This window comes from Stutzerimonas sp. S1, from assembly GCF_025966695.1.
GTDB lineage: Bacteria > Pseudomonadota > Gammaproteobacteria > Pseudomonadales > Pseudomonadaceae > Stutzerimonas.
On the sequence record NZ_JAOEIY010000007.1, the window covers coordinates 1 to 24,196 of the forward strand.

26 protein-coding genes and 1 tRNA gene are annotated in these 24,196 nt (G+C 63.0%); 13 read left to right on the plus strand and 14 right to left on the minus strand.

Going from position 1 to position 24,196, the window contains the following annotated elements:
* From N8H22_RS15745 to N8H22_RS15765, 5 genes are all read left to right on the plus strand, one after another.
* Positions 1 to 831, plus strand: an 831-nt coding sequence (locus N8H22_RS15745) for a hypothetical protein (protein ID WP_264591462.1), incomplete at its 5' end; no start/stop codon positions are given.
* A 69-nt stretch (positions 832 to 900) separates the two neighbouring features.
* The gene (locus tag N8H22_RS15750) at positions 901 to 2,178 is read left to right on the plus strand and encodes a hypothetical protein (RefSeq protein ID WP_264591463.1); all 1,278 of its coding nucleotides are present in this window, start codon (positions 901 to 903) and stop codon (positions 2,176 to 2,178) included.
* A complete protein-coding gene (locus tag N8H22_RS15755) occupies positions 2,178 to 3,185 on the plus strand; it encodes a tyrosine-type recombinase/integrase (protein WP_264591464.1) in 1,008 nt (335 codons plus the stop codon). Before N8H22_RS15750 ends, N8H22_RS15755 begins: the two co-directional genes overlap by 1 nt.
* Before the next feature lie 44 nt (positions 3,186 to 3,229).
* Positions 3,230 to 3,544 (plus strand): type II toxin-antitoxin system RelE/ParE family toxin, encoded by a 315-nt coding sequence (locus N8H22_RS15760; protein ID WP_264591465.1) that lies wholly within the window; start codon positions 3,230 to 3,232, stop codon positions 3,542 to 3,544.
* Between the two features lie 5 nt (positions 3,545 to 3,549).
* Positions 3,550 to 3,840, plus strand: coding sequence for a helix-turn-helix domain-containing protein (locus tag N8H22_RS15765; RefSeq protein WP_003302338.1), 291 nt, complete (start codon positions 3,550 to 3,552; stop codon positions 3,838 to 3,840).
* A gap of 100 nt (positions 3,841 to 3,940) precedes the next feature.
* Here the strand turns inward: N8H22_RS15765 and N8H22_RS15770 are convergent.
* The 4 genes from N8H22_RS15770 to metG all read right to left on the minus strand — a co-directional run bounded on the left by N8H22_RS15770 (position 3,941) and on the right by metG (position 7,098).
* Positions 3,941 to 4,014 (minus strand) — tRNA-Gly (locus tag N8H22_RS15770).
* Positions 4,015 to 4,095: 81 nt separating this feature from the next.
* The gene (locus N8H22_RS15775; RefSeq protein WP_264591466.1) at positions 4,096 to 4,788 is read right to left on the minus strand and encodes a pseudouridine synthase; all 693 of its coding nucleotides are present in this window, start codon (positions 4,786 to 4,788) and stop codon (positions 4,096 to 4,098) included.
* Positions 4,778 to 4,990 (minus strand): cysteine-rich CWC family protein, encoded by a 213-nt coding sequence (locus N8H22_RS15780; protein WP_264591467.1) that lies wholly within the window; start codon positions 4,988 to 4,990, stop codon positions 4,778 to 4,780. The genes N8H22_RS15775 and N8H22_RS15780 overlap by 11 nt, the downstream gene beginning before the upstream one ends.
* Before the next feature lie 62 nt (positions 4,991 to 5,052).
* Complete coding sequence (gene metG / locus N8H22_RS15785) at positions 5,053 to 7,098, minus strand: methionine--tRNA ligase (RefSeq protein WP_264591468.1); 2,046 nt, start codon at positions 7,096 to 7,098, stop codon at positions 5,053 to 5,055.
* A gap of 181 nt (positions 7,099 to 7,279) precedes the next feature.
* Here metG and apbC point away from each other — a divergent pair, with 181 nt between their 5' ends.
* Positions 7,280 to 8,374: an iron-sulfur cluster carrier protein ApbC gene (gene apbC, locus N8H22_RS15790; RefSeq protein ID WP_264591469.1), complete on the plus strand. Its 1,095-nt coding sequence runs from the start codon at positions 7,280 to 7,282 to the stop codon at positions 8,372 to 8,374.
* Between the two features lie 104 nt (positions 8,375 to 8,478).
* Here the strand turns inward: apbC and N8H22_RS15795 are convergent, their stop codons facing one another.
* On the minus strand, positions 8,479 to 8,688 hold the full coding sequence (locus N8H22_RS15795; RefSeq protein ID WP_003282211.1) for a cold-shock protein: 210 nt from the start codon (positions 8,686 to 8,688) through the stop codon (positions 8,479 to 8,481).
* A 319-nt stretch (positions 8,689 to 9,007) separates the two neighbouring features.
* Here N8H22_RS15795 and dcd point away from each other — a divergent pair, with 319 nt between their 5' ends.
* Entirely contained in the window at positions 9,008 to 9,574 is a 567-nt protein-coding gene (gene dcd / locus N8H22_RS15800; RefSeq protein WP_264591470.1) for a dCTP deaminase, read from the plus strand.
* 68 nt (positions 9,575 to 9,642) lie between these two features.
* Here the strand turns inward: dcd and N8H22_RS15805 are convergent, their stop codons facing one another.
* The 5 genes from N8H22_RS15805 to N8H22_RS15825 form a co-directional block, all read right to left on the minus strand.
* Positions 9,643 to 10,344: an ATP-binding cassette domain-containing protein gene (locus tag N8H22_RS15805; RefSeq protein WP_008566733.1), complete on the minus strand. Its 702-nt coding sequence runs from the start codon at positions 10,342 to 10,344 to the stop codon at positions 9,643 to 9,645.
* A gap of 2 nt (positions 10,345 to 10,346) precedes the next feature.
* On the minus strand, positions 10,347 to 11,114 hold the full coding sequence (gene livG / locus N8H22_RS15810) for a high-affinity branched-chain amino acid ABC transporter ATP-binding protein LivG (RefSeq protein ID WP_264591471.1): 768 nt from the start codon (positions 11,112 to 11,114) through the stop codon (positions 10,347 to 10,349).
* Positions 11,111 to 12,367, minus strand: a complete 1,257-nt coding sequence (locus N8H22_RS15815; RefSeq protein ID WP_264591472.1) for a high-affinity branched-chain amino acid ABC transporter permease LivM — start codon at positions 12,365 to 12,367, stop codon at positions 11,111 to 11,113. Before N8H22_RS15815 ends, livG begins: the two co-directional genes overlap by 4 nt.
* Positions 12,364 to 13,287 carry a high-affinity branched-chain amino acid ABC transporter permease LivH gene (livH, locus tag N8H22_RS15820; RefSeq protein WP_264591473.1) on the minus strand — a complete coding sequence of 308 codons (924 nt, stop codon included), beginning with the start codon at positions 13,285 to 13,287 and terminating at the stop codon, positions 12,364 to 12,366. The genes N8H22_RS15815 and livH overlap by 4 nt, the downstream gene beginning before the upstream one ends.
* Before the next feature lie 260 nt (positions 13,288 to 13,547).
* The gene (locus N8H22_RS15825) at positions 13,548 to 14,666 is read right to left on the minus strand and encodes a branched-chain amino acid ABC transporter substrate-binding protein (RefSeq protein ID WP_264591474.1); all 1,119 of its coding nucleotides are present in this window, start codon (positions 14,664 to 14,666) and stop codon (positions 13,548 to 13,550) included.
* A 199-nt stretch (positions 14,667 to 14,865) separates the two neighbouring features.
* Between N8H22_RS15825 and N8H22_RS15830 the strand changes: the two genes are divergently transcribed.
* The gene (locus N8H22_RS15830; RefSeq protein ID WP_264591475.1) at positions 14,866 to 15,183 is read left to right on the plus strand and encodes a DUF2288 domain-containing protein; all 318 of its coding nucleotides are present in this window, start codon (positions 14,866 to 14,868) and stop codon (positions 15,181 to 15,183) included.
* Between the two features lie 39 nt (positions 15,184 to 15,222).
* On the opposite strand, the gene phnE is transcribed toward N8H22_RS15830, so the two are convergent.
* The 4 genes from phnE to N8H22_RS15850 are packed head-to-tail and all read right to left on the minus strand — an operon-like array spanning position 15,223 to position 18,465.
* Positions 15,223 to 15,990 carry a phosphonate ABC transporter, permease protein PhnE gene (phnE, locus tag N8H22_RS15835; RefSeq protein ID WP_264591476.1) on the minus strand — a complete coding sequence of 256 codons (768 nt, stop codon included), beginning with the start codon at positions 15,988 to 15,990 and terminating at the stop codon, positions 15,223 to 15,225.
* Positions 15,987 to 16,817, minus strand: coding sequence for an ABC transporter permease subunit (locus N8H22_RS15840; protein WP_264591477.1), 831 nt, complete (start codon positions 16,815 to 16,817; stop codon positions 15,987 to 15,989). Before N8H22_RS15840 ends, phnE begins: the two co-directional genes overlap by 4 nt.
* Complete coding sequence (locus N8H22_RS15845; RefSeq protein ID WP_264591478.1) at positions 16,811 to 17,617, minus strand: ATP-binding cassette domain-containing protein; 807 nt, start codon at positions 17,615 to 17,617, stop codon at positions 16,811 to 16,813. Before N8H22_RS15845 ends, N8H22_RS15840 begins: the two co-directional genes overlap by 7 nt.
* Positions 17,614 to 18,465, minus strand: a complete 852-nt coding sequence (locus N8H22_RS15850) for a putative selenate ABC transporter substrate-binding protein (protein WP_264591479.1) — start codon at positions 18,463 to 18,465, stop codon at positions 17,614 to 17,616. The genes N8H22_RS15845 and N8H22_RS15850 overlap by 4 nt, the downstream gene beginning before the upstream one ends.
* Before the next feature lie 134 nt (positions 18,466 to 18,599).
* On the opposite strand from N8H22_RS15850, the gene N8H22_RS15855 reads away from it, so the two are divergent.
* The 5 genes from N8H22_RS15855 (at position 18,600) to N8H22_RS15875 (ending at position 24,189) form a co-directional block, all read left to right on the plus strand.
* On the plus strand, positions 18,600 to 19,484 hold the full coding sequence (locus N8H22_RS15855) for an NAD(P)-dependent oxidoreductase (protein WP_264591480.1): 885 nt from the start codon (positions 18,600 to 18,602) through the stop codon (positions 19,482 to 19,484).
* The gene (locus N8H22_RS15860; RefSeq protein ID WP_264591481.1) at positions 19,481 to 20,263 is read left to right on the plus strand and encodes a TIM barrel protein; all 783 of its coding nucleotides are present in this window, start codon (positions 19,481 to 19,483) and stop codon (positions 20,261 to 20,263) included. The genes N8H22_RS15855 and N8H22_RS15860 overlap by 4 nt, the downstream gene beginning before the upstream one ends.
* A gap of 122 nt (positions 20,264 to 20,385) precedes the next feature.
* Positions 20,386 to 21,732, plus strand: a complete 1,347-nt coding sequence (locus N8H22_RS15865; RefSeq protein ID WP_264591482.1) for an MFS transporter — start codon at positions 20,386 to 20,388, stop codon at positions 21,730 to 21,732.
* Between the two features lie 159 nt (positions 21,733 to 21,891).
* Complete coding sequence (locus tag N8H22_RS15870) at positions 21,892 to 23,157, plus strand: Hsp70 family protein (protein ID WP_264591483.1); 1,266 nt, start codon at positions 21,892 to 21,894, stop codon at positions 23,155 to 23,157.
* A 123-nt stretch (positions 23,158 to 23,280) separates the two neighbouring features.
* Positions 23,281 to 24,189, plus strand: a complete 909-nt coding sequence (locus N8H22_RS15875; RefSeq protein WP_264591484.1) for a CHAD domain-containing protein — start codon at positions 23,281 to 23,283, stop codon at positions 24,187 to 24,189.
* Positions 24,190 to 24,196: the final 7 nt, after the last annotated feature.

A 24,196-nucleotide genomic window follows, 5' to 3' on the forward strand; every position in this document is an offset into this window, starting at 1 on the left:
GTCACCCTGCTGGTCGAAACCACCTACCGCATCGTCAAGAAGTCCAAGAAGTACTACCGGGTCGATATCTACCGGGGCGCCGCCAAGGGCCAGCGGCCACCGAAAACCGCTCTCCTGCGGCAGACCGCCGGCACCTTCAAGCCAACCGTGTGGTGCTACTACAAGTCGGCCACGCAATCGGCCACAGGCGATGTGGGCGACGAATCCAAGGCCGATGGGCGCGCCTCGCTGTTGCGTTCCTGGGGCCTGTGGGGGCTGATCGGCATCGTCACCGTGTGCGGAGTCTTCGGCGTCATGGGCGTGCGCTCGTTCTTCAGTACACCGGTGGTGCCGCCTGCGCCGCCTCCCGCTCCGGTGGCCACCCCTTCCCCCAAAGAAGCGCCCTCGCGCACCTCTCGCGCCGCTTCCACCGTGTACAGCAAGCCCGAAGGCCCGGTGATGTCGCTCACGTGGCGAGTGGGCGGCTACGTCATGGCGCCGGTCGGCTCATGGCGTCCGCCGTCACCGCCTGCGCCCGAGACGGAGGGGATCTACTGGCAGAACACGGGAAACGCCCGACCGGTAAGCAAGACCGCCCGCGTGGTGCTCATCTCGAACAGTGGCCTCACCCGCGTTGTACCGCTCGGGGAGTGCCGCTTCTTCGCTGGGCAGATGGATATGTACTGCGATATCGACGGCGAACGCATCACGCCTTGGACGGGGCGTGGAGCGGTTACCAGCGTGATCGATCCGGTCGCGTCGATCAGCCCGGCACGCCGCGAGTCTGACGCCGGCGCCCGCCAGCGTAGCGCCTCGGGCGCCGGGGCCAGCGCGGCGCCGCCGGGCCGCTGACGTCCCTGTAACACGTCAGATAAACCCAACTGAACAGTGTCGATTCGTTGCAATTTGGAGCAGAAGAGAATGAGCGTTAAAGACCAGATTCGTGTTGATCAGAACTTCCAGGAAACCCCAACCGGGCGACTGTTCTTCGATAGCCATTCGGCCAAGCTGACAGACCTGTCGGGCGTTCGGTTGCTGCGTTGCGGCGTCGATACGGTCCGCCAGCTGTATCGCGGGCTGATCCGCCCGGAAATCATGGCGCTGTTCGAGAAGCCGGGCGTCATGGTCGAGTTCGCCGGGGAGTTCTGGCACGCCGGACGGGTAGGGCGGGACTCGGGCTACCAGTACAAGCTCCAGAACGCCGACCTCGGGTTCATCCTGCTCATCAAGAACTTCAACGCCAAGCTCGAGAACATCGGCCCGCACTTGAAAATCGAAGTGTCGCCGCACGCCATCGACGCGCTGTCGCCTGAGCGCCTGCAAGAGCGGATGGACTACTACGCCGCAGCCGTAATGACACACCGCGAACGCAACCAGTGCGCTGTCCATCTGGCGTTGGATCTCCAGGGCTGGAAGCCTCCGGTGGATCTGGTGGCACGCCTGCACTGTCGCGCGCGGACGCACCGGGATATCTCGGGTATCAACGAGATCAGCTGGGCGACCAAGTCCAGCGTTTACGGTCGTGGCGAAACGTCCATGTTCGGCTCTGCTGGTGGCGTCCAGCTCTGTATCTACAACAAAACCGAACAGGCCCGCGCAACTGATAAGCTCGACTTCTGGGAAAGCGTCTGGCGTCGCAGGGATTCGTTCGATCCGGCTGATCCTGATAACTACGATCCAGAGGCGGACGTGTGGCGGGTCGAGCTGCGCTATCACCATTCGGTCATCCAGCAGTTCGCCAGCGGGTCGATCAGTGCCAAGACCGGTGAGGCCATTGAAACGGATTCGTTTGCGGCGTTCTCCGCCCACTTGGACGGCCTGTGGCGCTACGGGCTGTGCCAGTTCAAGTTGCTGCACCGCCCAGGGCAATACGAACCGATCTGGACGTTGATGCGTGATGACGTGCGGGTCGATGTGGCGGTCGATTCCCTGGTCGATGAAACGGAATACAAGCGCTACTACAAGACGTCACGGGGCTTCTCGGGCAAGAACGTGGAGCTGTTCCTGGGAAACTTCGTAAGCCTGCTGGCACGGGAGCGAGTGGGCGCTAAAACCGCATTTGATCGACTGAAGGATTGGGAATGCTGGCCGGTCATTCGTGACCACTACGCCGCCAAAGACATGAGCGAGCGTGATCTGTACAAGCACATCAAAACGTTGCTTCAAGAACGCCATGTTCGATGGGGCAGAGCGGTCTGATGGCGATCCAGCAGCTCCCTGACGGTCGCTGGCGGGTCGATGTTGAGCCGGTCAAAGGCAAGCGGTTTCGCAAGACGCTGAAGACCAAGGCCGAGGCAATGCGCTTCGAGGCGACTTGTCGGGCCAAGTGCAGCGAATCGAACGATTGGGCGCCACGGCCAAAGGACAAGCGCAGGCTATCAGAGCTGGTCGAGCTGTGGTTCGATCTCCACGGCGTCTCGCTCTCCGATGGCGTTCGACGTGTGGCGATCTTGCGGGCGTGTGCCAAGGCGATGGGCGATCCGATAGCTCGTATGGTCGATGGCGCGAAGATCGCCGCCACACGCGCGCGTTGGATGTCAGCTGGCGTCACCGGCAAGACGGCGAACAATCGCCTCGGCTACCTGAAAGCCGTTTACAACGAGCTGCATAAACTCGATGTGATCGACTATCCCTGTCCGTTCACACGTATTCGCCCGGTTCGGCTGCAAGAGCGCCCCTTGGCCTACCTGACCAAGCCGCAGATCTCCGAGCTGCTCGATGCGCTTCAGGCTCGGACCACGTCTCCGCATCCGGCGATGGTGGCGCGGATCTGCTTGGCGACCGGGGCGAGGTGGGGTGAGGCTCAAGCGTTGCGACCGGAGCGGATTCGAGGCAACGCCCTGGTGTTCGCCAATACCAAGTCCAAACGGGTGCGGATGGTCCCGGTTACGCCGGAGCTGGTAGCGGCAATCAAGAAGCACTGGCAAACCTACGGGCCGTTCACCAACTGCATTGGCGTGTTTCGGCTGGTTCTGCTCTCGACCACGATCAAGCCGCCACGCGGGCAAGCAAGCCACATCCTGCGGCACACGTTCGCAGCTCACTTCATCATGGGGGGTGGCCATATCGTGACGCTGAAAGAGATCCTGGGCCATGCCTCACTGAACATGACGATGAGATACGCACACCTCGCGCCAGAGCATTTGCATGATGCGATCAGGTTAGGACCGTTGGCCGGCATCACGTTACCGCTCGCCAGCCAGTAATCGAATCAATTGAAGGGGGTGCGCCACTGGCGTACTATACGGCTATGATCTTTATCGAGACACCGATCTTCACCAAGCGCCTGCGGGATCTGCTTAGCGATGACAGCTACGCGGAGTTTCAGCGCCAACTGGCTGACCGGCCGGACATGGGCGATGTGATTGAAGGTACTGGCGGCATTCGCAAGGTCCGCGTTGCGTCTAGCAATCACGGCAAGCGAGGCGGGTCCAGGGTCATCTACTACCACTTCACGGCGGCTTCGCAGATCGCACTACTGCTGATCTATCCGAAGAACGAGAAGGACGACCTGACGGCAGACGAGCGCAAGGTGCTCAAGCAAATCATCGAACGGTGGAGGTAATCACCATGAGCAAATTCTTTGAAGATCTTCTAGAAAGCGTCCAGCAGATGGACGAGATTCACCGTGGCGAACGTCAACCCTCGCGGGAATTCGTCGTCGACTCGCTGCAGGTGAAAGAGATCCGCAAAGCAACCGGTCTGACTCAGGCCAAATTCGCAGCGATGATCGACGTTCAACTGGGTACGCTGCGTAACTGGGAGCAAGGTCGACGGGAGCCGACCGGACCGGCAAAGGCGCTGCTGCGCGCCATCCATAATGATCCTAAGCACGTCATCCAGGCGCTTTCTTCCGTCTGATCACGGCCTGTACGGCTGGACCTTTTCGACACTTCTTCGACACCACCAAAAGCCAGAAACGAAAAGGCCCTGTAAAAACAGGGCCTTAACGTTAGGTGTCTGGAGCGGGCGAAGGGAATCGAACCCTCGTCATGAGCTTGGGAAGCTCAGGTAATGCCATTATACGACGCCCGCTGAGGGGTGCCTTTTTACCAGAAGCTCTGGGTGAAATGAAGGGTGTCGATGGGTTTTTCTGGTGAGCGGGGCGGAATAGTCTCAGATCAGGGCGATTTCGTGCGATGTAAGCGGGCGATAGTTACCGGGACTGAGCGCTTCATCCAGAACCAAGGAGCCCATGCTTTCACGATGGAGGGCGATGACCTTGTTGTTGAAGCGGCCAAACATGCGCTTGACCTGGTGGTAACGGCCTTCATGCAGCGTCAGACGGGCGTGGTGGGTGCCCAGCAGTTCGAGCTGGGCGGGCAGCGTGGTCAGGTTTTCGAAGCGAAAGTACATCCCTTGGGCGAAGGCTTCGATACAGCTGGGGTCGATTTCGTTTTCAGTTTCAACCAGGTACACCTTGCCCTGCAGGCTGGTTGGCTGGGTCAGGCGACGGGACCATAGGCCATCGTTGGTGAGGAGCATCAGTCCGGTGGTGTTGAAGTCGAGGCGGCCGGCGATGTGCAGGTCGTGCTTGTCCGGTTCGTCGATCAGATCGAGCACGGTGCGATGCGCCATATCCTGGGTGGCGCTGACGCAGCCTGCCGGTTTGTTCAGCATCAGGTAGCGCGCCGCCTTCCCCGTTTGCAGCACTTCTTCATCCAGCTCGATTCGGTCAAATACGCGGATTTCCAGATCCATGATCTGGCTGACTTCGCCATTCACTTGCACTCGACCGTCGGCCAGCAGGCGGCGAACGTCCTGACGACTCAGGCGTGCGCGGTTAGCGAGGTAGCGATCAAGGCGCATCGGAGTTTGCGGTTTCACCGCGGGCGCAGCGGGGGCAGATGCAGGCTTGGTTCCGCAAAGTGGCAGGAATGCGCTCGAGCACGTGCTCAGGAATGGGGGTGGTGAAGCACCAGCAGGGCTGGGCGGCAGCAGGGTCGCACTCGCCGCACTGGTTGGGCTGACCGCAGAGCGGGCAACGGGAAGAGTCTACAGGCTCGCTCATGGCGTTTCCGTTAAGCGTCGGGCTGTCGCGTGCCGGTCGGCAAGCCGGCACGCGAAGTCGGGTTACATGACGCGCTGGCCCGGCTTGGCGCCGTTATCGGGGCTCAGCAGGTAGATCTCGCTGCCGCCGGGACCAGCGGCCAGGACCATCCCTTCGGACATGCCGAACTTCATCTTGCGCGGTGCCAGGTTGGCGACGTAGAGGGTCAGGCGACCTTCCAACTTGCTCGGGTCTGGATAGGCGCTCTTGATGCCAGAGAACACGTTGCGCTTGGCATCACCGATGTCCAGCGTCAGGCGTAGCAGCTTGTCGGCGCCTTCGACGAACTCGGCCTTCTCGATCAGCGCGATGCGCAGGTCAACCGCGGCGAAGGCGTCGAAGTTGATTTCCGCCGCCAGCGGCTCCTTGACCAGCTCGCCGTTGCCTGCGGGGGCGGCGGCTTCGGTGGACTGGGCAGCGAGGTCTTCCTTGGAGGCTTCGATCATGGCTTCGATCTTCACGGGTTCGATGCGGATCATCAGCGGGGTGAAGGCGTTGAGCTGATGGTTGGCCAACAGCGCGGCATGGTCGTTCCAAGTGAGCGGCGCGACGTTGAGGAACTGCTCGGCAGCGGCGGCGAGGTTCGGCAGCACCGGCTTCAAGAAAATCACCAGCTGGCGGAACAGGTTGATGCCGAAGGCGCAGATCTCCTGCACCTCGGCTTGCTTGCCCTCAACTTTGTTCAGCGCCCACGGCGCCTTGTCGGCGATCCAGGCGTTGGCGCGGTCAGCCAGGTGCATGATCTCGCGCATGGCGCGGCCGAAATCGCGGTGCTCGTAGGCTTCGGCGATGCTTGGCGCGGCGGCCTGGAAGGCTTCCCACAGCTCGGGTTCGGGATTGGCGTCGACCATTGCGCCAGCGTTGCCCTTGTGGATGAAGCCGGCGCAGCGGCTGGCAATGTTCACCACCTTGCCGACCAGGTCGGAATTGACCTTCTGCACGAAGTCGTCGAGGTTCAGGTCGAGGTCGTCCACGCCGCGACCCAGCTTGGAGGCGTAGTAGTAACGCAGGTACTCGGGGTTCAGGTGTTCTAGATAGGTACGTGCCTTGATGAAGGTGCCGCGCGACTTGGACATCTTCTGTCCGTTCACCGTCAGATAGCCGTGCACGTTCACTGCGGTCGGCTTGCGGAACCCCGCGCCTTCCAGCATCGCCGGCCAGAACAGGGTGTGGAAGTTAATGATGTCCTTGCCGATGAAGTGGTACAGCTCTGCGCTCGACTCCTTGCTCCAGAAGGCGTCGAAGGAGAGCTCCGGGCGGCGCTTGCAGAGGTTCTTGAAGCTCGCCATGTAGCCGATCGGCGCATCCAGCCATACGTAGAAATACTTGCCCGGCTCGCCCGGGATCTCGAAGCCGAAGTAGGGCGCATCGCGAGAGATGTCCCATTCCTGCAGTCCACCATCGAGCCATTCGGCGATTTTGTTGGCCACCGATTCCTGCAGCGCGCCGCCGCGGGTCCATTCCTTCAGCATGGCCTCGAAGTCCGGCAGCTTGAAGAAGAAGTGCTTGGAATCCTTGAGCACCGGCGTGGCGCCGGAAATCGCCGAGCGCGGATCTTTCAGCTCGGTTGGTTCGTAGGTGGCGCCGCACTTCTCGCAATTGTCGCCATACTGGTCTTCGGCACCGCACTTGGGGCAAGTGCCCTTGATGAAGCGGTCGGCGAGGAACATGCCTTTCTCAGGGTCGAAATACTGCGTCACCGAGCGAGTGGCGATGTGGCCAGCATCGCGCAGGCGGGTGTAGATCAGCTCGGCGAACTCGCGATTCTCTTCTGAATGAGTCGAATGGAAGTTGTCGAAATCCACCAGGAAGTCGGCGAAGTCGCTGCCATGTTCGGCCTGCACGTTGGCAATCAGCTGTTCCGGCGTGATGCCTTCCTTCTCAGCACGCAGCATGATTGCCGAGCCGTGGGCATCGTCGGCGCAGACGTAAATGCACTGGTTGCCGCGTAGCTTCTGGAAGCGCACCCACATGTCGGTCTGGATGTACTCGAGCATGTGGCCGAGGTGGATCGAACCGTTGGCGTAGGGCAGGGCGCTGGTAACGAGGATCTGGCGGACTTCGGACATGGGGACTCTGCGGTCGGAACTGCGAAAAGAAAGTCTGCAACTATAAAGGTCCGGCGCGCATTTTTCATCCGCGCAGCCCGATCGCCCCGCTGTAGTAGTGCCGATCGGTCGTCGGTGGGCTCGGAGCTCGCGGGCGGGGTAAGATGCCTGTCTGATTTGCTCGGTCTTTCTAGGAGTAACCATGTCCGTCACCCGTGAAGCTGTGGAAACCGTACTGCGTCAGTACACCGATCCCCATTTGAATCAGGATCCGGTAAGCGCCGGTTGCGTTCGTTCGATTGACGTACAGGGTGATCGGGTCAGCGTGCAGCTGGAGCTGGGTTACGCTGCCGGGTTGTTTCGCAGCGGCTGGGCGCAGCTGTTGGCGATGGCGATCGAGCAGCTGGAAGGCGTAAGCCGCGCGGATGTGCAGGTCGACTGCGTAATCCGCGCGCACAAGGCTCAGGATCAGGTGCCCGCTTTGGCGAATGTGAAGAACATCATCGCTGTGGCTTCGGGTAAGGGCGGCGTCGGCAAATCCACCACGGCAGCCAATCTTGCCTTAGCGCTGGCGCGGGAAGGTGCACGGGTGGGCGTGCTGGACGCCGATATCTATGGCCCAAGCCAGGGAATCATGTTCGGCATCGCCGAGGGGACCCGTCCGGAAATTCGCGACGGCAAGGCGTTCATCCCGCTTGAGGCCCACGGCGTGCAGGTCATGTCCATGGCATTTCTATCCGACGACAAGACCCCGATGGTCTGGCGCGGCCCGATGGTGTCTGGAGCGTTGCTGCAACTGATCACCCAGACCGAATGGAACGACCTCGATTATCTGGTGGTGGATATGCCGCCGGGCACGGGCGACATCCAGCTGACCCTGGCGCAAAAGGTTCCGGTAACCGGTGCCGTAATCGTTACCACGCCGCAGGATCTGGCCCTGCTCGATGCGAAAAAAGGCGTCGAGATGTTCCGCAAGGTGAATATCCCGGTGCTGGGAGTGGTGGAGAACATGGCCATTCACATCTGCTCTAACTGCGGCCATGCAGAGCATCTGTTCGGTGAGGGGGGCGGCGAGAAGCTGGCGGCGCAGTACAACGTCGATCTGCTGGCATCGCTGCCGCTGTCGATGGCGATCCGCAGCCAGGCCGATGCCGGGAAACCGACGGTGATTGCTGACCCGGATAGCCAGATTGCGATGATCTACCAGGAAATCGCGCGCACCGTCGGTGCACGCATTGCGCAGAGCGGGCATGTCGTCGCTCAGTCGATGCCGCACATCGTGATATCTGACGATTAAGCGAGGTGGGCGGCGACGCTTAGCGTCATCGCCCGTTTCGCTGCTGGAATCGCAGACACAAAAAAAGCCCCGCCGAAGCGGGGCTTTTTTAGAGAAGATTCAGGTTAGATAACCTGAACTTCCTCAGCTTGCATGCCTTTCTGGCCGCGGGTAGCGACGAAGGAGACCTGCTGGCCTTCTTTCAGGCTCTTGAAGCCGTCACCTTGAATGGCACGGAAGTGTACGAAGAGGTCGTCACCGGATTGCGGAGTGATGAAGCCGAAGCCTTTCTCATCGTTGAACCACTTAACGGTACCGGTTTGGCGATTGGACATTTGATGTCTCCTTGAACCAAGTTTTGAAAAATAAAGTGCGGACTGAAAAGGTCCGAACATCACTGTGTGCAAGGAGATAGGAGTCGTATCGATATTTGGATCGAAATCTAAACATGTAGCGATTCACGGTGACACATGCAGCAGCAGCCGAGTAACGATACCGTTTTTCTGCAGCAAAGCGAGCTTTATTTTCAGTATTGTTGTTTGACGGCTTCCAGCCGGACGCAAAGCCGCGTTTTCCGGGGTTGGAGAGGGGCGGCGGCGCCGGTAAGATGCCCACCTGTTTTTTTCAATCTCTTCGCCCAATCAGGACGCCACGATGAGCATCAAATCGGACAAGTGGATTCGCCGTATGGCGCAGGATCACGGCATGATCGAGCCCTTCGTCGAGCGCCAGGTGCGTACCGAGGGCAGCGAGCCGCTGATTTCTTACGGCGTTTCGAGCTATGGCTACGACGTGCGCTGCGCTGACGAATTCAAGGTGTTCACCAATATCCATTCGGCGACCGTGGACCCGAAGAACTTCGACGAGAAGAGCTTCGTGGACGTCAAGGGGCCGGTGTGCATCATTCCGCCGAACTCCTTTGCTTTGGCCCGAACCGTCGAGTATTTCCGTATTCCTCGTGATGTACTGACGATCTGTCTGGGCAAGAGTACCTATGCGCGCTGCGGCATCATCGTCAATGTCACCCCGCTGGAGCCCGAGTGGGAAGGCCATGTGACGCTGGAGTTCTCCAACACCACCACGCTGCCGGCTAAGATCTACGCTAATGAGGGTGTGGCGCAGATGCTGTTCCTGCAGTCCGATGAGCCCTGTGAGGTGTCTTACCGCGATCGTGGCGGCAAGTACCAGGGCCAACGCGGCGTGACCCTGCCGAAGGCCTGATCCTTTAGCATTCGCGGCAAGTGAAAAAAAGCCGGGCGACTGCCCGGCTTTTTTCTGCACGGTTACCGTTACCCGCCTAGATAGGCGTCACGCACCTTCGGATCGTTCAACAGCTGTTCGCCACTGCCTTGCATGACGATGTGGCCGTTCTCCAGCACATAGCCGCGGTCGGCGAGCTTGAGCGCCTGATTGGCGTTCTGCTCGACGAGGAAGATGGTCACGCCATCCTCGCGCAGCTGCTCGATGATGTCGAAGATCTGCTGGATGATGATCGGTGCCAGGCCTAGTGACGGCTCGTCGAGCAGTAGTAGCTTCGGCTTGCTCATCAGCGCACGACCGATGGCAAGCATCTGCTGCTCGCCGCCAGACATGGTGCCGGCGCGCTGCGCGAGGCGCTCCTCGAGACGGGGAAACAGGTGCAGTACCTTGTCCAGCTGTTGTTGGTTGTCGGCCTTGTTGCCGAAGAACCCGCCCATGGCAAGGTTTTCCTCGACGGTCAGGCGCGCGAACACCCGGCGTCCCTCGGGGACCACCGCGATGCTCTTGCGCATGATGTCGCAGCTCTGCTGGCCGACCAGCTCCTCGCCCTCATAACGGATGCTGCCGCTGGCGGCCTGCGGCGAACCGCAGAGCGTCATCAGCAGGGTCGACTTGCCGGCACCGTTGGCACCGATCAGCGTGACGATCTCACCCCGCTCGACGTTGATGCTGACGTCGTGCAGCGCTTGGATCTTGCCGTAGAAGGTTGAGACGTTTTCGAAAGACAGCATGCTCACGCCTCCCCCAGATAGGCTTTGATCACGTCCGGATTGTTGCGAATCTGATCCGGCGTTCCGTCCGCCAGGGGCGTGCCCTGGTTGATGACGTAGATGTGGTCGGAAATGCTCATCACCAGCTTCATGTCATGCTCGATCAGCAGGACGGTCACTCCGTGCTCTTCGCGCAGCAGGGTGATCAGGGCCTTGAGATCTTCGGTTTCCTTCGGATTAAGGCCGGCGGCGGGCTCGTCGAGCATAAGGATGTGCGGCCGCGTCATCATGCAACGGGCGATTTCCAGGCGGCGCTGCTGGCCGTAGGCGAGGGTGCCCGCCGGGCGGTTGGCGACGTCGGTGAGGTTCACCTGTTCCAGCCAGTGGGCGGCGAAGTCCATGGCCTCGCGTTCGCTCTGGCGGAACGCCGGGGTCTTCAGCAGGCCGGCGAGGAAGTTGGTGTTCAGGTGCCTGTGTTGCGCCACCAGCAGGTTTTCCACCGCCGTCATGTCTTTGAACAGACGGACGTTCTGGAAGGTGCGCACCACGCCCTGACGCGCGATCTTGTGGCCGGGCAGACCGTGGATCGGCGTGCCGTCGAGGAGGATCTCCCCCGCGGTGGGCTGATAGAAGCCGGTCAGGCAGTTGAATACTGTGGTCTTGCCGGCACCGTTGGGGCCAATCATCGAAACCACTTGCTTGTCGTGTACCGTCAGCCCCACCTCGTTGACAGCCAGCAGGCCGCCGAAACGCATCATCAGGCCGCGTACTTCTAGAATCGGGCGGCTCATTGCTTCAACTCCAGGTGTGGGCGTTGCATCGGCAGCAGGCCTTGCGGACGCCAGATCATCATCAGCACCATCAAGGCGCCGAACATCAACATCCGATACTCGCTGAACTCACGCATCAGTTCGGGCAGCAGGATCATTACGATGGCGGCCAGGATCACCCCGAGTTGCGAGCCCATGCCACCCAGCACGACGATGGCGAGGATGATCGCCGACTCGATGAAGGTGAACGATTCCGGCGACACCAACCCCTGCCGTGCGGCGAAGAAGCTGCCGGCGAAACCGGCGAAGGTGGCGCCGAGCGTGAAGGCCGAGAGCTTGATCACGGTCGGGTTCATGCCCAATGCGCGGCACGCAATCTCGTCCTCGCGCAGCGCTTCCCAGGCGCGGCCGATCGGCATGCGTAGCAGGCGGTTGATCACGAACAGGGTCAGCAGTACGAGCAGCAGGGCGATCAGGTAGAGGAAGATCACCTTGTTCACCGAGTTGTAGGCCACCCCGAAATACTCGTGGAAGGTCTGCATGCCCTCGGCGGCGCGGCGATCGAACGACAGGCCGAACAGGGTCGGTTTGTCGATGCCGCTGATGCCGTTCGGGCCGCCGGTGATTTCGGTCATGTTGCGCAGCAGGATGCGGATGATCTCGCCGAAGCCGAGGGTAACGATGGCCAGATAGTCACCGCGCAGGCGTAGTACCGGGAAACCCAGCAGGAAGCCGAACAGCGCCGCCATCGCCCCGGCGATTGGCAATGCGGTCCAGAAACCGACCCCGTAGTAGTGCGAGAGCAGCGCGTAGGTGTAGGCGCCCACGGCATAGAAGCCGACATAGCCCAGATCCAGCAGGCCAGCCAGGCCGACGACGATATTCAGGCCGAGACCGAGCATCACGTAGATCAGGATCAGCGTGGCGATATCCACCGCGCCACGCGAGCCATAGAACGGCCAGGCCAGGGCGACGACCACCAGCGCGAGGATGATCCAGCGCTGGGTCGACGGCAGGGTTAAGAAGCTGCCGGCCCCGGCTGGAATGCTCGGCAGACTCGGGCTGGCGGCCCAGCCGGCTGCCAGATGTGTGCGCAGTAGCTGCCAGACGAACATGGCGACGGCGCACGCGGCGATGATCCAGAAGGTCGAGGCCTGTGCGCCATGAACCTCGACCTTGATGCCCACGGTGGTGAGTTTCAGGCCGAACACCGGCACCGCGACGGCGATGACCAGCAGGGCGCTGAAGAAGGCTGTGCGAAGATTGCGCGTCATACCTTTTCCACCTCCGGGCGGCCGAGAATGCCGGTGGGGCGGAAGAGCAGGACGAGCACCAGCAGGCTGAAGGCCACCACGTCCTTGTACTGATCGCCGAAGATGTCGGCACCGAACGCCTCGGCCACACCGAGCACCAGACCGCCTAGCATGGCTCCGGGGATACTGCCGATGCCGCCGAGTACCGCCGCGGTGAACGCCTTGATGCCAGCGAGGAAGCCGATGTGCGGGTTGATCACGCCGTATTGCATGCTGATCAGTACGCCGGCGACGGCCGCCAGCGCTGCACCGATGACGAAGGTCAGAGCGATGATGTTGTTGGTGTTGATACCCAGCAGGTTGGCCATCTTGATGTCTTCGGCACAGGCGCGGCAGGCGCGTCCCAGTCGCGAACGCGAGATGAACAGCGTCAATCCGTACATGGCGATGAAGGTCACGATGAAAATCGCTACCTGCATGTAGGAAACCGTCACGCCGTTCATGGTGCTTTCACCGAGCACGAAGTTGCCCGGCATCAGGTTGGGAATGGCCTTGTCCTTGGAGTCCTGCGCCAGCAGCACGACGTTCTGCAGCAGAATCGACATGCCGATCGCGGAGATCAGCGGAATCAGCCGGTTGCTGCCGCGCAGCGGGCGATAGGCTACCCGTTCGATGCTGTAGCCGTAGGCGCTGGTGACGATCATGCTGGCGACAAAGGCGCCGATCATCAGGATCGGCAGGGCATCGAGGCCCATCATCGATAGCCCGATGATCGCGATGAAGGCGACGTACGAGCCGATCATGTAAACCTCGCCGTGGGCGAAGTTGATCATCCCGATGATGCCGTACACCATGGTGTAGCCGATGGCGATCAAGGCATAGGTACTGCCAACGGTGAGCCCGTTGATCAGCTGTTGTAGGTAATGGTAAAGCTCAGGCATCACTGCTCTCCGAACTCCCTGCATCCCACGCCGGCCGGCTGTGCTGCCCTCTTCGAACACGCTGCGCTCCATCGAGCAGCGTCACTGCTGTACGGCACCCTGCGGATCACGCAGGACTCCGGTTCGAGGCGGGCCTGCTGTTCAGGCCGCTCGTCATGGTCGTAGGTATGGCAAGGCAGGCCCGGGGCTTGTGGCTGGGCCTGCCTGCTAAAACAAAGCCCACTACGGTCACGCAGTGGGCTTTGCAGGTTAGGTGAAGATTACTTGGCTTCGGTTTTGGTGCCGTCCTGGTGCCATTCGTAGACGACGAAGTTGAAGTTCTTCAGGTCGCCTTTCTCGTCGAATGCCAGCGAGCCGGTCGGGGTTTCGAAGGTGTTGCTACGCAGTGCCTCGGCCACCTTGTCGGTGTCGGTACTGCCGGCTTTCTCGATACCCTCGGCGATCACCTGAACGGCGGCGTAGGCCGGGAACACGAACGGGCCGCTCGGATCCTGCTTTTTGGCCTTGAAGGCTTCGACGAGCTGCTGGTTCTTCGGATCCTGATCGAACGACTTAGGCAGGGTCACTAACATGCCTTCGGAGGCTGGGCCGGCGATGGCGGAAATCTCCGAGTTGCCGACGCCTTCCGGCCCCATGAAGCGCACGGTCAGCCCTTTCTCCTTGGACTGGCGCAGCAGCAGGCCCAGTTCCGGGTGGTAGCCGCCGTAATAGACGAAATCCACGCCTTCACGCTTGAGTTTGGCGATCAGCGAGGAGAAATCCTTGTCGCCGGCGTTGATGCCCTCGAACAGACCGACCTTGATGTTCTTGCTTTCCAGCGTCTGCTTGACTGCGGTGGCGATGCCTTCGCCGTACTGCTGCTTGTCATGGATGACCGCAACATTCTTCGGTTTGACGTGGTCGGCGATGAAATTGCCGGCGGTCGGGCCTTGCAGGCTGTCCAGGCCAATGGTGCGGAAGATCAGCTGATAGCCGCGCGAGGTGATGTCCGGGCTGGTGGAGGCCGCGGTGATCATCAGGATGCCTTCGTCTTCGTAGATATCGGAAGCGGGCTGGGTAGAGCTGGAGCACAGGTGGCCGACGACGAACTGAACACCGTCGTTGACGATCTTGTTGGCGACCGCGACGGCCTGTTTCGGATCGCAGGCGTCGTCATAGCGCACGCCCTCGAGTTGCTGGCCGTTCACCCCGCCAGCCTTGTTGATCTGCTCGATGGCCATTTCGGCACCGATGAACTGCATGTCCCCGTATTGCGCTACCGGTCCGGTCACCGGACCAGCCAGGCCGATGCGGATGCTGTCGGCGGCTAGTGTGTAGCTTGCGGCGCCACTCAAAGCGAGGGCGAGAAAAAGTTTGGACAGACGCTGGTTGCTCTTCATATGCGCTCCACTTGCATCATTATTGTTTGGATCCTGCGTGTCGCAGAGGCGTTAAGGGGCGAACGTCCCGAAACGGTGCGGCAACTGTACCGGTACAGTGTAGAAGTGTCTTCCTCGTTTGCACAGCCGGCAGGATCAACCCGATTTGATGGGATTCAAGGCGGCGGTATGATTGCGCCCCTTTGATCTGGTGCCTCCCATGACTGACCAAGCAAGCACTCTCTATGCCAAGCTGCTGGGCGAAACGGCCTCGATTACCTGGCAGGAATTGCAGCCGTTCTTCGCCCGTGGCGCGCTGCTGCAGGTGGCGAGCGATTTCGATCTCGTCGAAGTGGCGCTCGCCGTCGCGCAGGATGACCGGACGAAGGTCGCCGCCTGGCTCGGCGGTGGTCAGCTGCTGAAGATGGACGCTACCCAGGCGCAGGACTGGCTGGAACGCGATCCTGACCTGTGGGCGGTGGTCGTCGCGCCCTGGGTCTTGGTACAGGAGCGGAGCACGCGGCCGGCAGTGCACTGAATCAGGGCATTGGGTCTCGCACGACGATCACAGCGGCGATTAACCTCTGACCCAGCGCTGGCGCGCCCAGCTGCTGAGGGAATCCACCGCGAGCACCATCAGCAGCATCGCGAGAATGACGGTGGACGCCTGGGCTTCCTGGAACAGGCTGAGGCTCATGTAGAGCATCTGACCCAGGCCGCCGGCGCCGACGAAGCCGAGCACGCTGGCCATGCGGATGTTGTTTTCCCAGCGATACAGCGTGTAGGCCACCAGCTGCGGCCAGAGGGTCGGCAATGTGCCGTAGCAGAAGGCGACGACCCGCCCGCTACCGTGCAGCCGCAGGGCTTCGGCCGGAGCGGGCGGGGTGTTTTCCAGTGCCTCGGCGAACAGCCGGCCGAGCACTCCGGCGGTGTGCAGGGCCAGCGCGAGGGTGCCTGCATTCGGGCCGAGCCCGGCGGCCAGTACCATCAGCGCCGCCCATACCAGTTCGGGAACTGCGCGCAGGGCATTGAGCAGGAGTCGCGATGCTGCTTGCGCGGGTCTACCGCAGCGTCCGGCGGCGGGCAGTGCCAGCAGCAGGCCTAGCAGAGCGGCGAGCAACGTGCCGATGGCTGACATCGCCAGGGTTTCCAGTGCGCCGTGGCCGATGGCGCGTAGGTGCGCTGGCGACAGATCAGGATCGAGGAAGCCTGCAGCATACCCGGCCATCTGCCCGAACCCTTCGCGGCTGAGCAGTGTGGCGGTTTCCAGTTGCAGGAAGGCAAAGGCGGCGACGACTGCAGCGATCAACGCCAGTGGGATGAGCAGGCGGAGCAGCGCTGTCATGCGAACCTCCAGCGCAGCAGCCGGCTCAGCAGGTCGGCCAGCAGCACCAGTAACAGGAAGGTCAGCAGCATGCTGGCAACCTCTCCGCCGGCGAACATGCGCATCGACAGATCCATCTGCTGGCCCAGCCCGCCGGCGCCGACGAAACCCATCACCACCGAGGCGCGCACGGCGCACTCCCAGCGATAGACCGAATACGACAGCATCTCCGCAGTTGCCTGAGGCAGCACGCCGTAGCAGAACGCTTGCAGGCGCGAACTGCCGGCCACCAGCAGGGCCCGCGCCGGTTGCGGGTCGACCGACTCGAAGATCTCCGCATAGACCTTGCCGAGCATGCCAGCGTAGGTAATGGCGATGGCCAGCACCCCGGCGGTCGGACCGAGGCCCACGGCACGGACGAACAACAGCGCCCAGACGATTTCCGGAATGCTGCGCAGCACGATCAACAGTGCACGTACCGGCCAGCGCAGGGCCTGCGCCCACCACACCGGCTGACCACCATGCGCGAGTGCCGAGATCGACAGAGCGCGAGTCGCGAGCAAGGCGCAGGGGAGTGCGATCGCCAGCGCCAGCGCCATGCCGGCCGTGGCGATGGCCAGAGTTTCCAGCGTTGCTTGCGTCAGCAGTGCAAGGAACTCCATGCCGTGTTCGGGTGGCCAGAAGCTGGCGAGAAACAGTCCCATGGTGTCGGCATTGCTGCCGTCGAACAGCACGCCAAGGTCGAGCTCGCTCAGCGACAGCCCGGGCCATAGCAACCCCAGCGCCCCCAGCGTCAACAGCAGGCGTGGTGCGGCGGCAGGATCGCGCGATGCGGCGGGATTCAGCATCGTGGAATATGCAGGGCAGAACTGGGCATCGCCGCCGGTGGAGGCGAGTGTTCCACCAGCTGCTCGTTGGCGTAGAGCATCGTCAGCTCGTCCGGGCTGAGCGCAGCGGCGGGCTTGTCGAACAGAATGCGCCCATCGCGTACACCGACGATGCGTGGAAAGTGCTGCAGCGCCAGTTCCACTGCATGCAGGCTGGCCAGCAGGGTGGCATTACGTTGCTGTGCTTCGTGATTGAGTACACCGAGGGTGTAGCTGGCGAGTACCGGGTCCATGGCGGACACCGGTTCGTCGGCGAGGATCAGCTCGGGCGCCTGGTAGAGCACACGGGCGATGCCGATGCGCTGCAACTGGCCACCGGATAGCTGGTCGCAGCGCATGTACAGCTTGTCAGCCAGGTCCAACCGAGCGAGTGCTTCGGCGGCGCCCTGGCGATCCAGCGGGTAGAGCAGGCTGAGCAGGCTTCTGCCGAGCGACCACTGACCGAGACGGCCGGCCAGCACGGCCGTGACGACCCGCTGGCGGGGCGGCAGCGGTGGTGCCTGGTGGACCAGGCCGATGCGCGCCCGCAGCCGCTGCCGCGCGGAGCCTGAAAGATTCCAGGGCTGTTGGCCGAGCAGTTCCAGCTCGCCTCGATCGGGTCTGAGCGCCGTGGCCAGCAGGCGCAGCAGGGTGGTCTTGCCTGCGCCGGAAGGGCCGATGATGGCGATGCGCTCGCCCTGAGCGACCCGCAGATCAATATCGCGCAGCGCGGCCTGGCCGTTGGCGTGGGTGTGACCCACGCCGCTCAGGCTGAGTGTCACTTCAGCAGGCCGGCAGCGCGTGCGGCTTCCTCGATGCCTTGGTAGTTCTCCGGCCGGGTCTCGATGAAGCGGCTCGCCGCCTGCAGGTCGAGGATCGCCTTGTGCTCCGGGTTGGCCGGATCGAGGGCGAGGAATGCCGCCTTGATCTTCTCGACGAGTGCCGGCTCAAGGGTGCCGCGCACGGTCCAGTTGTAGTCGTAGTAGGGCGGGGTAGTGGCGATCACGCGGACCTTGTCGGTGTTCACCTTGCCAGCGGCGACCAGCTTGTCCCACACCGAGGCGTTGAGCACGCCGGCGTCCGCCTTGCCGGCTTCGACCCAGGCGGCGGTGGCGTCATGCGCGCCGGAATAGGCGATGCGCTTGAAATACTTCTCCGGCTCGATGCCGTCCTTGAGCATGAAATAGCGCGGCATCAGGCTGCCGGATGTCGAGGACACCGAGCCGAAGGCGAAGGTCTTGCCCTTGAGGTCCTGCAGCGATTTCACCGCGGGGTCGGCGGTGATGAACTTGCTGGTGAACTGCTCATCCTGCTCGCGCTGCACCAGCGGGATGGCATTGCCGGTCTTCAGGCGCGTCTGCACGAAGGTGAAGCCGCCCAGCCAGGCCATGTCCAGGCGATCGGAGGCCAGCGCCTCGACCACGGCGGCGTAGTCGGATACCGGGGTGAATTTCACCGGCATGCCGAGCTCCTTCTCCAGGTACTCGCCCAGTGGCTTGAACTTGCGGATCAGCTCGGTGGGGGCTTCGTCGGGGATCGCGGAAACCCGCAGGGTTTCGGCGGCTTGGATGGCGGTGACGGACAGGGACAGGGCAAAGCCGGCGACGGCTGCCAGGGAGCGCTTGAGCATTGAGGGTTCTCCGGTTCAATGGCGGAAAAAGCGCTGCGATTATAGGAGCAGACGGCCGTGGTTAGCCACGGCATGTTTTCCGGCGCGCTTGCAGCGCTAGAATCAGCGCCTTCGCCGTTTCGAGGAGCCGCTCCATGTCCACGCTGCCAACCCTTGCTTTCGCCGGTATCGGCTTGATGGGCCTGCCGATGTGTCGCCGCCTGCTGGCGGCCGGTTATCGCCTGACGGTGTGGAACCGCTCGCCAGACAAATGCGCGCCACTGGTCACGCTGGGCGCCACGGCGGTGGCAACGCCGGCCGAGCTGTGTGCCGCGGACATCGTGTTGTTGTGCCTGGCCGACACGGCGGCGGTACGCGAGGTAGTGTTCGGCAAGGCCGGCATCGCCGAGGGTGGCAAGCCCGACAAGTTGCTGGTGGACCATTCCAGTCTGGAGCCGACCGCCACGCGTGACATGGCCGCTGAGCTGGAGTTTCGCAGCGGCATGCGCTGGGTGGACGCGCCGGTGTCTGGCGGCACTGCGGGCGCCGAGGGCGGCAGCCTGGCGATCATGGCTGGCGGCCGCGTCGAGGACGTCGAGCGCGTGCGGCCCGTGCTGATGCATCTGGGGCAGCGCCTGACCCGCATGGGTGAGGTCGGTGCCGGTCAGGTGAGCAAGGTGTGCAACCAGATGATCGTAGCCTGCAATGCGCTGGTGATCGCCGAGGTGGTGGCCCTGGCCGAGCGCGCCGGAGTCGATGCCAGCCTGCTGGCGCCGGCGCTGGCGGGCGGCTTCGCCGACTCCCGGCCGCTGCAGATCCTCGCCCCGCAGATGGCGGCGAGCGAGTTCGAGCCGGTGAAGTGGCACGTGCGCACGTTGCTCAAGGACCTCGATACGGCGGTGAAACTGTCCCGCGAGCAGGGTTCGGCGACGCCACTGAGCGGGCTGGCGGCGCAGTTGATGCGGCTGCACGGCAGCCAGGGCAACCTGGAGCGTGATCCGGCGACGCTGGTGCAGATGTATCGGGAGGGCTGCCTGTGAGGATCGCGGCCAACCTGTCGTTGCTGTTCACCGAGCTCCCTCTTGCCGAGCGTATCCTGGCTGCCCGTACGGCCGGTTTCGATGGTGTGGAAATCCAGTTTCCTTACGAGCTCCCGGCCATCCGCCTGAAGGAACTGCTCGAGCGCGCCGGACTGCCGCTGGTGCTGATCAACCTCCCGGCCGGCGACCTGATGCAGGGAGGCCCCGGCCTGGCGGCGGTGCCGCAGCGCCAGGCCGAGTTCGAGGCTGCGCTGCAGGAGGCGTTGAGCTATGCGCTGATGGTTCGTCCGAGTTTTGTCAACGTGCTGCCGGGGCGGCTGGGAGAAGGTGTCGAGCGCGAGGAAGCGCTGGAGACCCTCGAACACAACCTGTGGATGGCCGCCGATGCCTTCGACCTGCTCGGCATCCGCGTGCTCTGCGAGGCGATCAACCCGCTGGACATGCCGGGGTTTCTGGTCAACAGCGCCGCCGATCTCGCCGCCTTGCTGGAGCGCGTCAATCATCCCAACTGCCAGGCGCAGCTGGACTTCTATCACATGGCCCGACAGGGGCTGGATCTGGCCGGGTGCGTCGCGCAGCTGCGCGGTCGCATCGGCCATGTGCAATTCGCCGACTGCCCCGGACGTGGCGCACCGGGCAGCGGTGCGATCGATTTCGCCCCGGCGCTGCAGGCGCTGCAGGCGAGCGGCTACCAGGGCTGGCTGGGTGCCGAGTACAAGCCGGGCGAGCAGGGCACTGCGATGAGTCTGGGCTGGCTGGCCGATTGGCAGGCGCGCTGAGCCATCGCGCGGCATAAGCGCAGGTGATGTTCGCAGACGACAGGGGAGTCAGGTTCTAGAGTCTCGATGGAGTCCCGGCTGGTCTGTGGCCGGTTAAAACAAGAACAATCGAGACCGACATCATGCAGCCTTCCACCCAAGCTACGAACGCCTGGCGCGTGCTGTTCCTGCTGTTTCTGGCGAACCTGTTCAACTTCTTCGACCGCACCATCCCGGCGATCATCGCCGAGCCGATCCGCCTGGAATGGAATCTCAACGACTTTCAGCTTGGTCTGATCGGCACCGCATTCACCATCGTCTACGCAATCGCCGGCGTGCCGCTGGGACGTATGGCGGACCTCGGTTCGCGTCGCAAAATCATGGGCTGGGGGCTGACAGTCTGGAGCGGCCTGACTGCCGTCAACGGGATGGCCTGGAATTTCTGGAGCTTCCTGCTCGTGCGCATGGGCATCGGCATCGGTGAGGCCAGCTATGCGCCAGCGGCGAACTCGCTGATCGGCGACCTGTTCCCGGCGCACAAGCGCTCCCGCGCCATGGGTATCTTCATGCTGGGGTTGCCGCTGGGGTTGCTGCTGGCGTTCTTCACCATCGGCTCGATGGTCGAGGCGTTCGGCAGCTGGCGTGCGCCGTTCTTCATCGCGGCGGTGCCTGGCTTGGTGCTGGCGCTGTTCATCTTCCTGATCAGGGAGCCGCAGCGTGGTGCCGCCGAAACTGTCCGGGTCTCGCAGGCGCCGGTGCAACAGCCGGTGCGCAAGGTGCTGGCGATTCGCACCTTCTGGTGGCTGGTGCTGGCCGGGCTGGCCTTCAACTTCGCGACCTATGCCTGCAATGCCTTCATGGTCCCGCTGCTGATGCGCTATCACGCCGTGCTGCTGGTTGAGGCGTCGGTCGCCACCGGGGTGATCGTCGGGTTGACCGGCCTGATCGGCCTGACGCTGGGGGGCTGGATTGCCGACCGCATTCATCAGCGCTTCGCCCGCGGCCGTCTGGTGTTCGCCGCGGTGAGCATGCTGATCGCCACGCTCGCGACCGGCTACGCGCTGCTCGCCGGGCGCATCGAGGTCGGGGTGTTCGTCGCGGTGTTCAGCATCGGCTGGCTGTTCTCCTACAACTTCTACACCTGCGTCTACACCGCGATCCAGGACGTGGTCGAGCCGCGCCTGCGGGCCACCGCCATGGCGCTGTTCTTCGCCGGGCTTTACCTGCTCGGGGGTGGCATGGGCACGGTGGTGGTGGGGCTGCTCTCGGATCATTTTGCCGAGGCGGCGATGGTCGCGGCGGGTGCCAGCGAGATGAGCGAGGCCTTCCGCGCCGAAGGCCTGCACGGGGCGATGTACCTGATCCCGGCATCGCTGTTGCTGACCATGGTGTTCCTGTTCCAGGCATCGCGGACGTTCTGTGCCGATGCCAAGCGCATGACTGCCGGGATGACCGCCGATGCGCCCGGCGCGGAGGCGGTGCCCGCCTGATTCGGTGTTGCGTTATGGGGTTTGTGCCCGGACCAGCGATGGCCGGGCATTTTTTCGCCTGGATCAAGCCATTGAGGGGCCAGCCGACGATAGGCCTGCATCGGCGGGCCGCCTCCTTTACACTGCGCGGCCGTTTTTTCTGTACCCGCGGACCACGCCATGCTCAACGCTTCACCCGCCCGCGCCTGCGGCATCGATTTCGGCACCTCCAATTCCACGGTCGGCTGGTGGCGACCCGATGTCGACCCATTGATCGCGCTGGAAGGTGAGCAGCCGACGCTGCCCTCGGTGGTGTTCTTCAACCTCGAAGAGCGCCGGCCGGTCTACGGTCGCCAGGCGCTGAACGAATACCTGGAGGGCTACGAAGGCCGGCTGATGCGCTCGCTCAAGAGCCTGCTGGGTTCCAAACTGCTGAAAAGCGAAACCACGGTGCTCGGCAGTGCCATGCCGTTCAAGGAAATCCTCGGACTGTTCCTCGGCACCCTCAAGCAGCGCGCCGAAGCGGTGGCCGGGCGGCCGTTCGAGGAAGTGGTGCTGGGGCGCCCGGTGTTCTTCGTCGATGACGATGCTCAGGCCGACCGTGAGGCCGCGGATACCCTGGCCGCCGCGGCGCGCAAGATCGGCTTCAGGGAGGTGTCCTTCCAGTACGAACCGATCGCCGCGGCGTTCGACTACGAGTCGCGCATTCAGCAGGAAGAACGCGTGCTGATCGTCGATATCGGTGGCGGTACCTCGGACTTCTCCCTGGTACGCCTGTCGCCAGAGCGGCGCGGCGCGGATGATCGTCAGGCGGACATTCTCGCCACCGGCGGCGTACATATCGGTGGTACCGACTTCGACAAGCAGCTCAGTCTGCACGGCGTGATGCCGCTGTTCGGCTATGGCAGCCGGATGAAAAGCGATGCGCCGATGCCCACCAGCACCCATCTCAACCTCGCCACCTGGCACACCATCAACGCGGTCTACGCGCCGGCCTCGCAACGTGCGCTGCAGAGCATGCGCTACGACATCGTCGACCCTACCGGCATCGATCGGCTGTTTCGTTTGATCGAGCAGCGCGCCGGGCACTGGCTGGCCATGCAGGTGGAGCAGGGCAAGATCGAATTGACCGAGCAACAGCGCTTCCCCATCGACTTCCAGCGTATCGAGCCGGACCTGCACGCCGAGCTGACCCGCGACGGTTTCGAAAGCGCCATCGCACCGCTGCTCGAACGTATCGGTGGCAGCATCGGTCAGCTGCTGACGGACGCCGGCGTGCGTCACGATGAGGTCGACACGGTGTTCTTCACCGGCGGCTCGAGCGCTATTCCGGCGATGCGTCAGGGCGTCGCCAGCTTGTTGCCGCGCGCCCGCCACGTGGAGGGCAACCGCTTCGGCAGTATCGGCAGCGGATTGGCCATCGAGGCGCGCAAGCGTTACGGTTGAGGCGGGGTCGCAGACGTCATGAGCTGAAACACAATCTTTCCGCTAGTGACATCAACGTCGGGTATAGCCTACGGGTCCCAAAAAGGTTGCTCACCGGAGCGTCTGCATTGCGAGGGAACCGTCATGGCTTATCGAATACGCCCTGGGCGAAACGCTGCTAAGGAGCTGCGCAAGGCTGCGCTGGAGCGTCTCGGCAAGGCGATCCAGGCGCTCTGCGCCGAGCCGGCCGAGCGCGCGGAGGGCGTCCATCAGGCGCGCAAGCGCTTCAAGGAGCTGCGCGCGCTGCTGCGGCTGGTGCGCGAACCTCTCGGCGCTCGCTTCGCCGTCGATAACCGCCGCCTGCGCGATGCGGGGCGCCGTCTGGCTGAGTCACGCGATGCCTCGGCGATGCTGGAAAGCTGGGAGGCGCTGGCGCGGCGCAACCACCCCTTGTTCGTGAGCGAGCCGTTCCGCCAGATCCGTGCCGGTCTGCAGCAGCGTGCGGCCCCGGACGGTGAGGTGCATGCCGAGTTCGAAACGGAAGTGGCGCAGGTGCTGAGCGAGCTGCATGCGCTGACCCAGGATGTGCGGCATTGGAAGCTGGCGGGCAAGGGCTTCGGACTCGTCGCCGGCGGTCTGCGCCGTACCTATGCCGATGGCGTGCGGGAGTTGGCTCGCGCCGAGAAAGACGGCACGGATGAGTTACTTCATGAGTGGCGCAAGCGAGTGAAGGATCACTGGTACCACTGCCAGCTGCTGTCGCCGTGCTGGCCGGCGGCCCTGGACAGCCGCGTCGATCAGCTCAAGCAGGTTGCTGATGCCCTGGGTGACGACCACGACCTGGCGATGATGCTGCAGCTGATGCAGCGCGAGCCTGAGCTGTTCGGCATGCCGGAAACTCGCGAAGAACTGCAGCGTTGTATCGAACGGCGTCGCGCGCAGTTGCAGCAGCAGGCCCTGCGTCTGGGGCGCCGGCTTTATGCCGAGGCACCGAACGCGCTGCAGGCACGAATCGGCGCCTACTGGCGCATTGCTCGCGCCGAGCAGGGCTGAAAGAAAC

What these genes read in the sequence shown, in the direction of transcription:
- N8H22_RS15750 (WP_264591463.1), top strand. Translation starts at nt 901, where the DNA reads ATGAGCGTTAAAGACCAGATTCGTGTTGATCAGAACTTCCAGGAAACC.
- N8H22_RS15755 (WP_264591464.1), top strand. Translation starts at nt 2,178, where the DNA reads ATGGCGATCCAGCAGCTCCCTGACGGTCGCTGGCGGGTCGATGTTGAG.
- N8H22_RS15760 (WP_264591465.1), top strand. Translation starts at nt 3,230, where the DNA reads ATGATCTTTATCGAGACACCGATCTTCACCAAGCGCCTGCGGGATCTG.
- N8H22_RS15765 (WP_003302338.1), top strand. Translation starts at nt 3,550, where the DNA reads ATGAGCAAATTCTTTGAAGATCTTCTAGAAAGCGTCCAGCAGATGGAC.
- N8H22_RS15775 (WP_264591466.1), bottom strand. Translation starts at nt 4,788, where the DNA reads ATGCGCCTTGATCGCTACCTCGCTAACCGCGCACGCCTGAGTCGTCAG.
- N8H22_RS15780 (WP_264591467.1), bottom strand. Translation starts at nt 4,990, where the DNA reads ATGAGCGAGCCTGTAGACTCTTCCCGTTGCCCGCTCTGCGGTCAGCCC.
- metG (WP_264591468.1), bottom strand. Translation starts at nt 7,098, where the DNA reads ATGTCCGAAGTCCGCCAGATCCTCGTTACCAGCGCCCTGCCCTACGCC.
- apbC (WP_264591469.1), top strand. Translation starts at nt 7,280, where the DNA reads ATGTCCGTCACCCGTGAAGCTGTGGAAACCGTACTGCGTCAGTACACC.
- N8H22_RS15795 (WP_003282211.1), bottom strand. Translation starts at nt 8,688, where the DNA reads ATGTCCAATCGCCAAACCGGTACCGTTAAGTGGTTCAACGATGAGAAA.
- dcd (WP_264591470.1), top strand. Translation starts at nt 9,008, where the DNA reads ATGAGCATCAAATCGGACAAGTGGATTCGCCGTATGGCGCAGGATCAC.
- N8H22_RS15805 (WP_008566733.1), bottom strand. Translation starts at nt 10,344, where the DNA reads ATGCTGTCTTTCGAAAACGTCTCAACCTTCTACGGCAAGATCCAAGCG.
- livG (WP_264591471.1), bottom strand. Translation starts at nt 11,114, where the DNA reads ATGAGCCGCCCGATTCTAGAAGTACGCGGCCTGATGATGCGTTTCGGC.
- N8H22_RS15815 (WP_264591472.1), bottom strand. Translation starts at nt 12,367, where the DNA reads ATGACGCGCAATCTTCGCACAGCCTTCTTCAGCGCCCTGCTGGTCATC.
- livH (WP_264591473.1), bottom strand. Translation starts at nt 13,287, where the DNA reads ATGCCTGAGCTTTACCATTACCTACAACAGCTGATCAACGGGCTCACC.
- N8H22_RS15825 (WP_264591474.1), bottom strand. Translation starts at nt 14,666, where the DNA reads ATGAAGAGCAACCAGCGTCTGTCCAAACTTTTTCTCGCCCTCGCTTTG.
- N8H22_RS15830 (WP_264591475.1), top strand. Translation starts at nt 14,866, where the DNA reads ATGACTGACCAAGCAAGCACTCTCTATGCCAAGCTGCTGGGCGAAACG.
- phnE (WP_264591476.1), bottom strand. Translation starts at nt 15,990, where the DNA reads ATGACAGCGCTGCTCCGCCTGCTCATCCCACTGGCGTTGATCGCTGCA.
- N8H22_RS15840 (WP_264591477.1), bottom strand. Translation starts at nt 16,817, where the DNA reads ATGCTGAATCCCGCCGCATCGCGCGATCCTGCCGCCGCACCACGCCTG.
- N8H22_RS15850 (WP_264591479.1), bottom strand. Translation starts at nt 18,465, where the DNA reads ATGCTCAAGCGCTCCCTGGCAGCCGTCGCCGGCTTTGCCCTGTCCCTG.
- N8H22_RS15855 (WP_264591480.1), top strand. Translation starts at nt 18,600, where the DNA reads ATGTCCACGCTGCCAACCCTTGCTTTCGCCGGTATCGGCTTGATGGGC.
- N8H22_RS15865 (WP_264591482.1), top strand. Translation starts at nt 20,386, where the DNA reads ATGCAGCCTTCCACCCAAGCTACGAACGCCTGGCGCGTGCTGTTCCTG.
- N8H22_RS15870 (WP_264591483.1), top strand. Translation starts at nt 21,892, where the DNA reads ATGCTCAACGCTTCACCCGCCCGCGCCTGCGGCATCGATTTCGGCACC.
- N8H22_RS15875 (WP_264591484.1), top strand. Translation starts at nt 23,281, where the DNA reads ATGGCTTATCGAATACGCCCTGGGCGAAACGCTGCTAAGGAGCTGCGC.